Source organism: Pseudomonas sp. FR229a, assembly GCF_030209115.1.
Classification (GTDB): Bacteria; Pseudomonadota; Gammaproteobacteria; order Pseudomonadales; family Pseudomonadaceae; genus Aquipseudomonas; species Aquipseudomonas moraviensis_A.
The window spans coordinates 261,685-275,709 of record NZ_JARVSP010000008.1 but is presented as its reverse complement, the minus strand read 5'-3'; the positions used below and the strand labels follow the sequence as shown (position 1 = coordinate 275,709).

Below are 14,025 nucleotides of genomic sequence, written 5' to 3'. Positions count from 1 at the left end.
ATGCCTGGTCGACGTAGCACGGCGCGGGGTCACAGCTTTCGGCAGGAATCATCATGCCGAGCATAGACGCCCTCGCCGATCGCTTATCGACCTACCTCGGCAATGACCAGGTCAACCTGGTCCGCCGAGCGTATTTCTACGCCGAACAAGCCCATGACGGTCAACGCCGTCGCAGCGGCGAGGCGTACGTCACGCATCCTCTTGCCGTGGCGAATATTCTTGCCGACATGCACATGGACCATCAGAGCCTGATGGCCGCCATGCTGCATGACGTGATCGAAGACACCGGGATCGCCAAGGAAGCGCTGCAGGCGCAGTTCGGTGAAACCGTGGCGGAACTGGTCGACGGGGTCAGCAAACTGACCCAGATGAACTTCGAGACCAAAGCCGAAGCTCAGGCGGAAAACTTCCAGAAGATGGCCATGGCCATGGCGCGCGACATCCGGGTGATCCTGGTCAAGCTCGCCGACCGCCTGCACAACATGCGCACGCTGGAAGTGCTGTCCGGCGAAAAACGTCGGCGCATCGCCAAGGAAACCCTCGAGATCTACGCACCCATCGCCAACCGGCTGGGCATGCACGCGATCCGCATCGAGTTCGAAGACCTCGGCTTCAAGGCGATGCACCCGATGCGTTCCGCGCGGATCTACCAGGCGGTCAAACGCGCCCGGGGCAACCGCAAGGAAATCGTCAACAAGATCGAAGAATCCCTTGGCCACTGCCTCGCCATCGACGGCATCCAGGGCGAAGTCAGCGGTCGCCAGAAGCACCTCTACGGCATCTACAAGAAAATGCGCGGCAAGCGTCGGGCCTTCAACGAGATCATGGACGTCTACGCGTTCCGGATCATCGTCGACAAGGTCGATACCTGCTACCGCGTGCTGGGTGCTGTGCATAATTTGTACAAGCCGCTGCCGGGGCGCTTCAAGGATTACATCGCGATCCCCAAGGCCAACGGCTATCAGTCGCTGCACACCACGCTGTTCGGCATGCACGGCGTACCGATCGAGATCCAGATCCGTACCCGCGAAATGGAGGAGATGGCCAACAACGGCATCGCCGCCCATTGGCTGTACAAGTCCAGCGGTGACGAACAGCCCAAAGGCACCCATGCCCGCGCCCGTCAGTGGGTCAAAGGCGTGCTGGAAATGCAGCAACGTGCTGGCAACTCGCTGGAATTCATCGAAAGCGTGAAGATCGACCTGTTCCCGGACGAGGTCTACGTGTTCACGCCCAAAGGCCGGATCATGGAGCTGCCGAAAGGCTCGACAGCGGTCGACTTCGCCTACGCAGTGCACACCGACGTCGGGAACAGCTGCATTGCCTGCCGGATCAACCGTCGCCTCGCGCCGCTGTCCGAACCGCTGCAAAGCGGCTCCACGGTCGAGATCGTCAGCGCTCCCGGCGCCCGGCCGAACCCGGCGTGGCTCAACTTCGTGGTCACCGGCAAGGCGCGAACGCACATTCGCCATGCGCTTAAACTGCAACGCCGCTCCGAGTCCATAAGCCTCGGCGAACGCCTGCTGAACAAGGTGCTCAACGGTTTCGACAGCTCCCTGGAAAAAATTCCGGCCGAGCGCGTGAAGGCGATGCTCACCGAGTACCGCCTCGAACTGATCGAAGACCTGCTCGAAGACATTGGCCTGGGCAACCGCATGGCCTACGTGGTCGCCCGCCGGCTGTTGGGCGAAGGCGAACAGTTGCCAAGTCCGGAAGGTCCGCTGGCGATTCGCGGTACCGAAGGTCTCGTGCTCAGCTACGCCAAGTGCTGCACGCCGATCCCGGGCGACCCGATCGTCGGCCACCTGTCAGCGGGCAAAGGCATGGTCGTGCACCTGGACAACTGCCGCAACATCAGCGAAATACGCCACAACCCGGAAAAATGCATCCAGCTCTCGTGGGCCAAGGATGTCACCGGCGAATTCAACGTCGAGCTGCGCGTCGAACTGGAACACCAGCGCGGCCTGATCGCCCTGCTGGCCAGCAGCGTGAACGCGGCCGACGGCAATATCGAGAAAATCAGCATGGACGAACGCGATGGTCGCATCAGCGTCGTGCAGTTGGTGGTCAGCGTCCACGACCGTGTGCACCTGGCCCGCGTGATCAAGAAACTGCGCGCCTTGACCGGGGTGATCCGCATCACCCGCATGCGTGCATAACCTGCCTATTACAAGGAGTCCTACATGACCAAAACCGTCATCACCAGCGACAAGGCCCCGGCCGCCATCGGTACTTACTCCCAGGCGATCAAGGCAGGCAATACCGTTTACATGTCGGGCCAGATCCCCCTGGACCCGAAAACCATGGAACTGGTCGAAGGCTTCGAAGCCCAGACCGTCCAGGTCTTCGAGAACCTCAAGGCCGTAGCCGAAGCCGCCGGCGGTTCGTTCAAGGACATCGTCAAACTGAACATTTTCCTCACCGACCTGAGCCACTTCGCCAAGGTCAACGAGATCATGGGCAAGTACTTCGACCAGCCCTACCCTGCCCGCGCCGCCATCGGCGTGGCCGCCCTGCCGAAGGGTGCGCAGGTTGAAATGGATGCCATTCTGGTCATCGAGTGATGCGCACGGCGCGGCTTTCAACGCCGCGCCGACTGCCGCAAGAAAAGGTTTTGAAAGGATTCCACCATGCGCAAAGCGCTAGCTCTCTCGCTGCTCGCCCTGTTCCTCGGCGGCTGCGCCAGCGACCCTGCCGACCGCGACATCAGCGGCACCTGGATCAACCAGGTGGCGATCGATGCCGCCGCCAAGGGCGGCCCTCTGCGCGAAGCGCTGCAGGCCTACGGCCCGAATCTGGAATGGGACGTCAACACCAAGGCCGGTCAGGCTCGCTACACCAACGGTTTTGAGAATGTCGAAGGACGGTTGCTGGGCCAAGAGTCCGGCGCCTGGAAAGTCGACTTCTATGGCAGCTCCGCCAGCGAACTGAAACGCGACGGCGGACGCCTGCAGCAAGCCGCCAGCGACAACGAACCCGAACAACTCTTCGATCGCGCACAGATCCCGGTGCCCGAAGGCGCCCCAATCGGTGCGAGCTTCGAACGCGCGCTGTACTCGGCGTACCTGGGCGGCAACTGGACCATCGCGAGCGGTCAGGGTGAGGGCGGCACCGTGCAGTTCCAGGCTGACGGTCAGGTGACCGGCCTTCCGGGCGTTGACCGTTATGCCTTGTGCCTGGCCGGCGATTGCGCATCGATGAGCAATGGCAACGACAGCATGTGGCTGCAACTCAATGGCCAGGGCAACAACTGGATCTTTGTGCGCAAGGGCAAGCAACTGGAGATTCTGCAGGCAGTGAATGCTGCGCTGGCGGATGAGCAACCGCAGTTTGCCGCGGGTGAGCGCAAGTGGTTGCTGGAGAAGCAGTAACCCGCTTTTGAATTCACATAGAACCCATGTAGGAGTGAGCCTGCTCGCGATAGCGGTATGTCAGACACATTGATGTCGACTGACACAACGCTATCGCGAGCAGGCTCACTCCTACAGTTGTTTTGTGGAGGCAGAAAGTCAGCATTTACCTTCAAGGATCGCTGCATAGCCTTCGCGGTAACTCGGATACTTCGGTACCCAACCCAACGCTTTCGCCCGCGCATTGCTGCAACGCTTGCTGCCGGTGCGGCGCACGCTGGCGTCTTCCGCCCATTCAGTTACCCCCAGATATTCGCGCAACCAGCCCACCACCTCGGCCAATGGCGCCGGCGCATCGTCTACTCCGATGTAGAGCTGCTCCAGCTTGACGCCTTCGCGGTCTTTCTCCAGCAGAAACGCCAGCAAGCCGGCGGCATCATCGGCATGAATCCGGTTGCCATACAGCGGCGGCTCGACCGCCACGCGATAACCGCGACGCACTTGAGTCAGCAGCCATTCGCGGCCCGGGCCGTAAATGCCGGTCAGACGCAGTACGCTAGCGGGGATGCCGCTATCGAGCGCGACCTGCTCGGCTTCAAGCATCAAGCGCCCTGAGTAACCGGCAGCGACAGTCTCGGACGTCTCATCCACCCACGCTCCGTCCTGCTGGCCGTACACGCTGCTGCTGGACACGAAGATCAGTCGCTCGGGCACTTGCCCGTAGTCGCCCAGCCAGCTCAACACGTTCTGCAAACCCTGCACATAGGCCTTGCGATAACCCTCTTCATCGTGGTCGGTGGCCGCAGCGCAATACACCAGATAATCCAAAGCGCCCACCGGCCAGGTCGCCGGGCATTCTTCGTTGAACAGATCGCCGGCGACGCCAATGACCCCCTCCGGTAACTTGGAAACGTCCCGGCGCAAGCCATGAACCTGCCAGCCAGCCGCCAGCAATTGCGTGGCGAGACGACTGCCGACATCACCACAACCGGCAATCAAAACAGAAGGCGCGGACATCAGAAAACTCCCATCGGAAAGGCACAGACTAGCTCTGGCACAGGACGAACGGCTAGCAATGGTGGAAAAAAAGTTACTCTATTACTTTTGTTAACAAGAATTACTTGCAATAATGCACGCCACTTTTGTTCTCGGCCTCACGAGGCCTGGAAGAGCAATAACGTTTTTCTACCTCAGGTCCGGCCAGCATGACACGTAATCAAACTCCCGCTTCGCCAACCACTCGACCTCGCGCCTGGAGCGCTGTCGCGGCTCTGTTGCTCAGCCTGATGCTGGCCCCGACCGCGGCCTTCGCCGACGCTCAAGCGCCAGCCACCCCAGCCGCCACCGAACAGAGCGCGCCCGCTGCCGCTCCGGCTGCACCCGCCGCCACCGATCCGGTGCAGGCTGTCGATGCGGCCGACGCACCTGAAGTCCTCGAAGCCGACAACACCTTGGGCATGGCCCACGACCTGTCGCCGTGGGGCATGTACCAGAACGCCGACATCATCGTGAAAATCGTGATGATCGGTCTGGCTATCGCTTCGATCATCACCTGGACCATCTGGATCGCCAAAGGCTTCGAGCTGATGGGCGCGAAGCGTCGTCTGCGAGGCGAAATCGCCGCACTGAAAAAAGCCACCACCCTCAAAGAAGCCAGCGCCACGGCCGGCAAGGAAGGCACCCTCGCCAACCTGCTGGTCCACGACGCTCTCGAAGAGATGCGCCTGTCGGTCAACAGCCGCGAGAAGGAAGGCATCAAGGAACGCGTCAGCTTCCGCCTCGAGCGCCTCGTCGCTGCCTGTGGCCGCAACATGAGCAGCGGCACTGGCGTCCTCGCCACCATCGGCTCCACTGCGCCGTTCGTCGGTCTGTTCGGTACCGTTTGGGGCATCATGAACTCGTTCATCGGCATCGCCAAAACCCAGACCACCAACCTCGCCGTTGTCGCACCTGGTATCGCTGAAGCGCTGCTGGCCACCGCACTGGGTCTGGTTGCGGCGATTCCTGCAGTGGTGATCTACAACGTCTTCGCCCGTTCCATCGCCGGTTACAAGGCGCAGGTCTCCGATGCCTCGGCAGAAGTCCTGCTGCTGGTCAGCCGCGATCTCGACCACCAGCCTGAGCGCAGCTCGCAGCCGCACATGGTTAAAGTGGGGTAATCGGCCATGGGCCTGCATTTGAAAGAAGGCGCAGACGACGATCTGGCCGAGAACCACGAAATCAACGTCACGCCGTTCATCGACGTGATGCTGGTGCTGTTGATCATCTTCATGGTGGCCGCTCCATTGGCCACTGTGGACATCAAAGTCGATCTGCCCGCCTCGACCGCCAAACCGGCGCCGCGACCAGAGAAACCGGTGTTTCTCAGTGTGAAAGCGGACCAGCGCCTGTTCCTCGGCGACGACGAAGTGAAGGCCGAAACCCTCGGCGCCACCCTCGACGCCAAGACCCAGGGCAAGAAAGACACCACCATCTTTTTCCAGGCCGATAAAGGCGTGGATTACGGTGACCTGATGAGCGTGATGGACAGCCTGCGCGCCGCCGGCTACCTGAAGGTCGGTCTGGTCGGCCTTGAGACGGCAGCCAAGAAATGATCACGACGCGCCATAAGCTGACGCGTTACAGCGGTAGCCTGGCCGTGGTGCTGGGCGTGCACGCGCTGGCCATCGCGCTGGCGCTGAACTGGACCGCCCGCCCGCCCATCGAGTTGCCGCCGCAGGCAATGATGGTCGAGCTGGCTCCGTTGCCCGCCCCGCCACCGCCGGCTCCGCCGAAAGTCGTCACACCGCCGCAGCCACCGGCTCCGGTTGAAGAGTTACCGATTCCGAAACTGGCTGAAGCACCGAAAGCGGAAATCGCGGTACCCAAACCCAAACCCAAGCCGAAGCCCAAGCCAAAACCGCCGAAGCCGGTCGAGAAGAAGCTGCCCGAGCCGCCGAAGGAAAAACCTTCCGAGGAGAAACCGGCCGACACTCAACCGACCCAGGCACCAACGGAGAAATCAGCCCAGCCCGCACCCGGCCCATCGCCTGCTCAATTGGCAGCCAAGGCCAGTTGGCAAGGCACCCTGCTCGCGCATTTGCAGAAGTACAAGAAGTACCCGCAAAGTGCACAGTCGCGTGGCAAGGAAGGTTTGAATCGTCTGCGCTTCGTGGTTGATGGCGAAGGTAATGTGCTGTCGTTCGAACTGGTAGGCCGCTCTGGCAACGCTGATCTGGACCGGGCCACCCTGGACATGATCCGCCGCGCCCAACCGCTGCCCAAGCCGCCGGCCGACATGCTCAACAACGGCTCGATCGAAATCGTTGCGCCGTTTGTTTATTCGCTCGAACGTCGCCGCTAAGGCAACGCAAAACCCTGTAGGAGTGAGCCTGCTCGCGATAGCGGTGTATCAGACGATGAATGATTGACTGACACGACGCCATCGCGAGCAGGCTCACTCCTACAAAGGTTCTCCGCCAGCCGAGAGAACAATGTCAAAAGGCACCGAAAGGTGCCTTTTGCATATCTGCCAGCGGCAAACCGACCTCGACCGGTGTCGCACTCAGCCCGCAGTCTGATAACGTGCGTCTATCGATTGCAGCCGGTATGCTTGGCGCGCATCTTCATGGACGCTTGCTATGACCCTCACAGAATTACGCTACATCGTTACCCTCGCCCAAGAGCAGCACTTCGGCCATGCCGCCGAGCGTTGCCACGTCAGTCAGCCGACGCTGTCGGTGGGCGTGAAAAAACTTGAAGACGAACTCGGTGTGCTGATTTTCGAGCGCAGCAAAAGCGCCGTGCGCCTGACCCCGGTCGGCGAAGGCATCGTCGCCCAGGCGCAGAAAGTGCTGGAGCAGGCCCAGGGCATCCGCGAACTGGCCCAGGCCGGCAAGAATCAGCTGACCGCACCGCTGAAAGTCGGCGCGATCTACACCGTCGGCCCGTACCTGTTCCCGCATCTGATTCCACAACTGCACCGGGTCGCCCCGCAGATGCCGTTGTACATCGAAGAAAACTTCACCCACGTGCTGCGCGACAAACTGCGCAACGGCGAACTCGACGCGATCATCATCGCCCTGCCGTTCAACGAAGCCGATGTGCTGACCCTGCCGCTGTACGACGAGCCGTTCTATGTGCTCATGCCGGCCCAGCACCCGTGGACCAAGAAAGAATCCATCGACGCCGGTCTGCTCAACGACAAGAGCCTGCTGCTGCTCGGCGAGGGTCATTGCTTCCGTGATCAGGTGCTCGAAGCCTGCCCGACCCTGACCAAGGGCAACGACGGCGCCAAGCACACCACGGTCGAATCCAGCTCGCTGGAAACCATTCGCCACATGGTCGCGTCCGGCCTGGGCATCTCGATCCTGCCGCTGTCGGCGGTGGACAGCCATCACTACGCCCCCGGCGTGATCGAAGTGCGTCCGCTGACCGCGCCGGTGCCGTTCCGCACCGTGGCGATTGCCTGGCGCGCGAGCTTCCCACGGCCGAAAGCCATCGAGATCCTCGCCGACTCCATTCGCCTGTGCTCGGTGGCCAAGCCTGCCGCGCCGGTTACGGCCGGTTAAGCGAGCGTCATGACGGAGCTGTCGCAAGTGTCGGTGACGGCACTCAAGGGTGTCGGCGAGGCCATGGCCGAGAAACTGGCCAAGGTCGGCCTCGAGAATCTGCAGGACGTGCTGTTCCACCTGCCGCTGCGCTATCAGGATCGCACCCGCGTGGTGTCGATCGGCGCTTTGCGGCCGGGTCAGGACGCTGTGGTTGAAGGCACCGTCAGCGGCGCCGATGTGGTCATGGGCCGCCGCCGCAGTCTGGTCGTGCGCTTGCAGGACGGCACCGGCGGCCTGAGTCTGCGCTTCTACCATTTCAGCAACGCGCAGAAAGAAGGCCTCAAGCGTGGCACGCGGGTTCGCTGCTACGGCGAAGCCCGGCCCGGCGCCTCGGGCCTGGAAATCTATCACCCGGAATACCGCGCGATCACCGGCGACGAACCGCCGCCAGTGGATGAAACCCTGACCCCGGTCTACCCGCTCACCGAAGGCCTGACCCAGCAGCGCCTGCGCCAGTTGTGCATGCAGACCCTGACGCTGCTCAAGCCGAGCACCCTGCCCGACTGGCTGCCGACCGAGCTCGCCCGCGACTATCAACTGGCGCCGCTGGCCGATGCGATCCGCTACCTGCACAACCCGCCCGCCGATGCCGACGTCGATGAACTCGCCCTCGGTCATCACTGGGCCCAGCATCGCCTGGCCTTTGAAGAATTACTGACGCATCAATTGTCGCAGCAGCGTCTGCGCGAAAGCATGCGTTCACTGCGCGCGCCAGCGATGCCGAAAGCCACGAAACTGCCACCGAAATACCTGAAAAACCTCGGCTTCAACCCGACCGGTGCGCAACAGCGAGTCGGCAACGAAATCGCCTACGACCTCAGCCAGCACGAACCGATGCTGCGGCTGATTCAGGGTGACGTGGGCGCGGGTAAAACCGTGGTCGCCGCCCTCGCTGCGCTGCAGGCGTTGGAGGCCGGTTATCAGGTCGCGCTGATGGCGCCGACCGAGATTCTCGCCGAACAGCACTTCATCACCTTCAAGCGCTGGCTCGAACCGCTGGGCATTGAAGTCGCGTGGCTGGCCGGTAAGCTCAAAGGCAAAAACCGCGTCGCCGCGCTGGAGCAGATCGCCAGCGGCACGCCAATGGTGGTCGGCACCCACGCGCTGTTTCAGGACGAAGTACAGTTCAAGAACCTCGCGCTGGTGATCATCGACGAACAGCACCGCTTCGGCGTGCAACAGCGTCTGGCGCTGCGGCAGAAAGGCGTCGGCGGGCGCATGTGCCCGCACCAACTGATCATGACCGCCACGCCGATTCCACGGACGCTGGCGATGAGCGCCTACGCTGACCTCGACACCTCGATCCTCGACGAATTGCCGCCCGGCCGAACCCCGGTCAACACCGTGCTGGTCACTGACACCCGCCGCGTCGAAGTCATCGAACGAGTGCGCAGCGCCTGTGCCGAGGGGCGTCAGGCCTATTGGGTATGCACGCTGATCGAAGAGTCCGAAGAGCTGACCTGCCAAGCCGCCGAAACCACCTTCGAAGACCTCACCGCCGCCCTTGGCGAATTGAAAGTCGGGCTGATTCACGGGCGCATGAAGCCGGTCGAAAAGGCTGCGGTGATGGCTGAGTTCAAGGCCGGCAACCTGCAACTGCTGGTCGCGACCACGGTGATCGAAGTCGGCGTCGACGTGCCCAACGCCAGCCTGATGATCATCGAAAACCCCGAGCGTCTTGGCCTCGCGCAACTGCACCAGTTGCGCGGTCGCGTCGGCCGGGGCAGCGCCGCCAGCCATTGCGTGCTGCTCTACCATCCGCCGCTGTCGCAGATCGGCCGCCAGCGCCTGGGCATCATGCGCGAGACCAACGACGGTTTCGTCATCGCCGAAAAGGACCTCGAACTGCGCGGCCCCGGCGAAATGCTCGGCACCCGCCAGACCGGCCTGCTGCAATTCAAGGTCGCCGACCTGATGCGCGACGCCGATTTGTTGCCCGCCGTGCGCGATGCCGCCCAGGCCTTGCTGGAGCGCTGGCCGACCCACGTCAGCCCGTTGCTCGACCGCTGGCTGCGGCATGGACAGCAATACGGCCAAGTGTGAGCACCGTCGCAGTTTGTGAAGGATCGTTCCTACAGAGCTGGTTATACTCCTGCCATTGTTTCAAAAACGGATACAGACCATGACTGACGCAGCTCTCGCCCCCGAACTCCCGCACGCGCCGTCTGTAATTCGGCTGCTGCTTGGCAAGCTGGGGATCGCCTACGAAGAAGTGCTCGATCACCACGGCCTCAATGCTTCGCGCAAGGTCCAGGCCGTGTTGCTGGATGACGCCGTGGGCGCGCTGATGGTGCTGTTTCCACAGAGCCAGTTGCTCGACCTCAATCGCCTCGCCGAACTCACTGGTCGCCGCCTCACCGCCGTGTCCACCGAGCGTCTGGAAAAGATGCTCGGCAAACACAACCTGAGTCTGCTGCCGGGCCTGCCGGCGCTCACCAGTTCGCCGTGCCTCTACGAGGAAAGCCTGCTGCGCGAGCCGAAGCTGCTGATCAACTCCGGCGAGCCGGGCCTGCTGCTGGAAATCACCAGCGAAGCCTTCAAGAGCATGCTGACCAAGGCCAGCGCCGCCAACTTCGGCGAAGCCCTGAGCAGCATCCGCCCCAACCTCGACCGCCCGGACGATGACCGCGAGGAGATCACCCAGGCCGTGCAGGCGTTCACTGCGCGGCGTATCCAGCAGCGTCTGGAAGCGACCATCGAGATTCCACCGCTGGCCGAAACGGCGCAAAAAATCATCAAGCTGCGCGTTGATCCGAATGCCACCATCGACGACATCACCGGCGTCGTTGAAACCGACCCGGCGCTGGCCGCGCAAGTGGTGAGCTGGGCGGCATCGCCGTACTACGCCTCGCCGGGCAAGATTCGTTCGGTGGAAGACGCGATCGTCCGCGTGCTGGGCTTCGATCTGGTGATCAACCTCGCGCTGGGCCTGGCCCTCGGCAAGACCCTGAGCCTGCCGAAAGACCACCCGCAACACACCACACCGTACTGGCAGCAGTCGATCTACACCGCTGCCGTCATCGAAGGCCTGACCCGCGCCATGCCGCGCGCCCAGCGCCCGGAAGCCGGCCTGACTTATCTTGCCGGCCTGCTGCACAACTTCGGTTACCTGCTGCTGGCCCACGTGTTCCCACCGCACTTCTCGCTGATCTGCCGCCACCTGGAGGTCAACCCGCACCTGTGCCACAGCTACATCGAGCAACATCTGCTCGGTATCAGCCGCGAACAGATCGGCTCATGGCTGATGCGCTACTGGGACATGCCGGACGAACTGGCCACCGCCCTGCGCTTCCAGCACGACCCAAGCTACGACGGCGCCTACGCCGAATACCCGAACCTCGTCTGCCTGGCCGTGCGCCTGCTGCGCAGCCGCGGAATTGGCTCTGGCCCGGATGAAGATATTCCGGATGCCCTGCTCGAACGCGTCGGCCTGACCCGCGACAAGGCTAATGACGTCGTCAGCAAAGTCCTCGAAGCCGAAGTGCTGCTGCGCGAACTGGCCTCGCAGTTCAGCCAGGCCTAAAACGAAACAAGCCCGCTCCCCCAAGGATCACCAAAATCCCTGTGGGAGCGAGCCTGCTCGCGAAGAATCCACCCCAATCCAACGAACTCAGCGAAACCCCTGTGGCGAGGGAGCTTGCTCCCGCTCGACTGCGCAGCAGTCGCAAAACCAGCCGGCAGGGTCTCTCAGGCAAAACTCGGCTTTCAGGATTTGGGGCCGCTCCGCAGCCCAGCGGGAGCAAGCTCCCTCGCCACAAAAGCTCTTCTCATCAAGACTCGGCTCAAGCCTTAGGCTTAGCCTTCCTCGGCTTCAAATACTTCATCAACCCTTGAAACCACATCACTAGCGCAGGGTTGCCCTTAAGCTGGATCGACTTGTCCTGAATCCCCTGCATAAACGCCAACTGCTTGTTCTTCGCCTGCATCGTGGCAAAGCCATACGCGGCGTCTTTAAACGCAATCGCAAACGCCGGCTCCGCCACCAGGCCAGCCTTGCTGGTGATGCGCTGATTCTTCACCACAAAATGCCGCGCCACTTTCCCATCCAGCGTCTGCAGCTGAAACACCAGATCCTTGTCACCCAACTGCTGCTGGAACGCAGGATTTGTCCGGCTGGCCTTGCCCATCAACAAACCCATCATCCACAGGAGAAAACGAAATTTCATGCGCACAGCCTCAAAAGGAAAATGAACGGCCGGGGCAGTGTAAGGGATTCGGACGATAACGCCAGTATCTGACGCTGTTGGAAGAGGATGCGGACCATTTCCCGCACGATGACTGCCAAGTCACGATTCCACACCCAACGTCCTACACCTGTTGAAACACATCCCTGTAGGAGCTGGCGAAGCCTGCGATCTTTTGATCTTCCGGACTGCGATGTATGGGGAAATTTCCCGCAAAGTGCGGGGCTGTCCGTGAACTAGGCGAGCTTGAAGATCACCGATAGGCTTCCTGCGTCATCGGGTATTCGGTGACCGGATGTGCAAGTCCGAATTAAGTGCGAAGCGTGGCGGCCAAGTCTTAGCGAGATTCGCGGAAGAAAAAAAGGGGACGCTAAGTCCTCTTTCTCGATGATCCCTGTCTTACCACCGACAGCCTGTCTCTGGAGATGCATCCATGGTGATGTCTTGATCAAATGAATACTTCTTTCCGGATTTGTAGTTCGTGTAAGTCATCCCGTAAATTCAAGCACCTTGGCTGACCATTTCATATTCGCCTGCCAGCAAACCTTCGGGAACCTCCACCCACGTTGTCGTGAGCTGAGAGGGCCGCCCTTCTGCCATGACTTCCTCTTCACCACTTCGATAGACAAGGGAATGACCTTTTGGGACTTCGTGTACTTGGCCCCTGCTCCGCTCCACCGTGAGACTGTGTGCCTTTAGCGACTCATGGGTAATTGAAAGCGCAACCTCACCGCGCAATAAGCGACGTCTTCTCGCAACAGACGGCCAGCCATCTCACAGTGCCCATCTGCGTACTTCTTCCAAATCGGATCATCGAGCTCATCCCCTCCCAACCGCTCGATTGCGGCGGCTAAATTTCTCTCGCGATCCCTCCCCGCAATCGCAGACGCCGCTTTGTAAAAACCATCCAGCGGTAAGCCCGTCTGTAGCGCAATCAACTCTCCCAACCGAGCATTGGTCGTCTGCACCAGACACCCAAGCTTTTCGATTGGCGCTTCAGCGCCCGGCAACGCGGCTTCATAAAGCTCTTCGCAAAACGACTCTTTGAAGCGCACCCAGTTCTTTTGCACATCTCTCAGATGGCTTTGCTCCGCAGGAGCCAGAGTCGACAGCGCTTTTTTGTATTGCTCGTTCAAGACACCATCGACTTTCTTGAAGGTTTGCTGAGCGCAGGTGATCAAGTCCGGGTTGGAAAAACTGTCTGGGTTGCACGTCTCTGCCGCTATTGCCAGGGAAGAGGCTGCCAATAGCAAGCAGCCGAGAAGAATCGGGAATCCTTGCACGCTTTAACTCCTTCGTTGCCAATATGCCAGTGCGCCGTTATTGCTGTGCTTTCTGGCGGTCGTGGACGTAGAGCCAGATAAGCGGCGGCAACAACACCAACAACGCAAAACTATCAAGCCACACGTGTGACCAGACCTGTTGTTGCGCCGAGAGCCACATGTCCTGCGGCGCCCATAACAGGATGCCGGCGATCAACCATCCCCAGACTGCCGGCACTTTGAGGCGATTGCCCAGATGCACCAATGCGAGCATGTACAGCGAATAACTCTGCAGCGTCGCGCCAAACAGCGCGAGCCACCAGACTTGTTGCTCGTGGCCGGCAACAGGCACCGCGTTAGCACCCCAGAACGACAGTTCGAGGACTTGCAGGTAGCCATCGAGTAAGCCGGAGTCACCAGCCCAGGTCAGGGTAAGACCGGCGAGGATGTGCGTGATCGCAGCGGCATATAGCCAAAGCACCAACGCTGGGCGAAGCGAGGAAGTAGGGGCTGGCATTCCGTGTCCTGAGCGCGTTCCTTGGGGGGTGGGGAGTTTAAAGGAAAATCGGGGGAGTCAGATGCTCAAGCGTTAAACGTTTTAGCGTGAGGAATTCAGAAAAAACTTGTGCAAAACCGC

General features: G+C 61.1%; 13 protein-coding genes. 9 read left to right on the top strand and 4 right to left on the bottom strand.

Features of this window, described 5'->3' with window-relative positions; genetic code table 11:
• The first annotated feature begins 53 nt into the window (after positions 1-53).
• The 3 genes from spoT to QRN33_RS07830 all read left to right on the top strand — a co-directional run bounded on the left by spoT (position 54) and on the right by QRN33_RS07830 (position 3,371).
• A complete protein-coding gene (gene spoT / locus QRN33_RS07840) occupies positions 54-2,159 on the top strand; it encodes a bifunctional GTP diphosphokinase/guanosine-3',5'-bis pyrophosphate 3'-pyrophosphohydrolase (RefSeq protein ID WP_007920338.1) in 2,106 nt (701 codons plus the stop codon).
• A gap of 24 nt (positions 2,160-2,183) precedes the next feature.
• Entirely contained in the window at positions 2,184-2,564 is a 381-nt protein-coding gene (gene ridA, locus QRN33_RS07835) for a deaminase RidA (RefSeq protein ID WP_014340863.1), read from the top strand.
• Positions 2,565-2,630: 66 nt separating this feature from the next.
• A complete protein-coding gene (locus tag QRN33_RS07830; protein ID WP_285407890.1) occupies positions 2,631-3,371 on the top strand; it encodes a hypothetical protein in 741 nt (246 codons plus the stop codon).
• 138 nt (positions 3,372-3,509) lie between these two features.
• Here the strand turns inward: QRN33_RS07830 and QRN33_RS07825 are convergent, their stop codons facing one another.
• On the bottom strand, positions 3,510-4,367 hold the full coding sequence (locus QRN33_RS07825; RefSeq protein WP_116658673.1) for an SDR family oxidoreductase: 858 nt from the start codon (positions 4,365-4,367) through the stop codon (positions 3,510-3,512).
• Positions 4,368-4,555: 188 nt separating this feature from the next.
• Between QRN33_RS07825 and exbB the strand changes: the two genes are divergently transcribed.
• From exbB to QRN33_RS07795, 6 genes are all read left to right on the top strand, one after another.
• A complete protein-coding gene (exbB, locus tag QRN33_RS07820) occupies positions 4,556-5,509 on the top strand; it encodes a tonB-system energizer ExbB (RefSeq protein ID WP_024014803.1) in 954 nt (317 codons plus the stop codon).
• Between the two features lie 6 nt (positions 5,510-5,515).
• Entirely contained in the window at positions 5,516-5,944 is a 429-nt protein-coding gene (gene exbD, locus QRN33_RS07815) for a TonB system transport protein ExbD (RefSeq protein WP_016772535.1), read from the top strand.
• Positions 5,941-6,693, top strand: a complete 753-nt coding sequence (locus QRN33_RS07810) for a TonB family protein (protein WP_016772534.1) — start codon at positions 5,941-5,943, stop codon at positions 6,691-6,693. The genes exbD and QRN33_RS07810 overlap by 4 nt, the downstream gene beginning before the upstream one ends.
• A gap of 277 nt (positions 6,694-6,970) precedes the next feature.
• Positions 6,971-7,900, top strand: a complete 930-nt coding sequence (locus tag QRN33_RS07805) for a hydrogen peroxide-inducible genes activator (RefSeq protein ID WP_024014805.1) — start codon at positions 6,971-6,973, stop codon at positions 7,898-7,900.
• A 9-nt stretch (positions 7,901-7,909) separates the two neighbouring features.
• Positions 7,910-9,985: an ATP-dependent DNA helicase RecG gene (gene recG / locus QRN33_RS07800; protein WP_285407885.1), complete on the top strand. Its 2,076-nt coding sequence runs from the start codon at positions 7,910-7,912 to the stop codon at positions 9,983-9,985.
• A gap of 79 nt (positions 9,986-10,064) precedes the next feature.
• Positions 10,065-11,465 carry an aminoacyl-tRNA deacylase and HDOD domain-containing protein gene (locus QRN33_RS07795; RefSeq protein ID WP_042608106.1) on the top strand — a complete coding sequence of 467 codons (1,401 nt, stop codon included), beginning with the start codon at positions 10,065-10,067 and terminating at the stop codon, positions 11,463-11,465.
• 259 nt (positions 11,466-11,724) lie between these two features.
• On the opposite strand, the gene QRN33_RS07790 is transcribed toward QRN33_RS07795, so the two are convergent.
• The 3 genes from QRN33_RS07790 to QRN33_RS07780 all read right to left on the bottom strand — a co-directional run bounded on the left by QRN33_RS07790 (position 11,725) and on the right by QRN33_RS07780 (position 13,905).
• Entirely contained in the window at positions 11,725-12,108 is a 384-nt protein-coding gene (locus QRN33_RS07790) for an SCP2 sterol-binding domain-containing protein (protein ID WP_042608105.1), read from the bottom strand.
• A 713-nt stretch (positions 12,109-12,821) separates the two neighbouring features.
• A complete protein-coding gene (locus tag QRN33_RS07785; RefSeq protein WP_285407881.1) occupies positions 12,822-13,409 on the bottom strand; it encodes a lysozyme inhibitor LprI family protein in 588 nt (195 codons plus the stop codon).
• A gap of 37 nt (positions 13,410-13,446) precedes the next feature.
• Positions 13,447-13,905, bottom strand: a complete 459-nt coding sequence (locus QRN33_RS07780) for a cell division protein (protein ID WP_285407879.1) — start codon at positions 13,903-13,905, stop codon at positions 13,447-13,449.
• Positions 13,906-14,025: the final 120 nt, after the last annotated feature.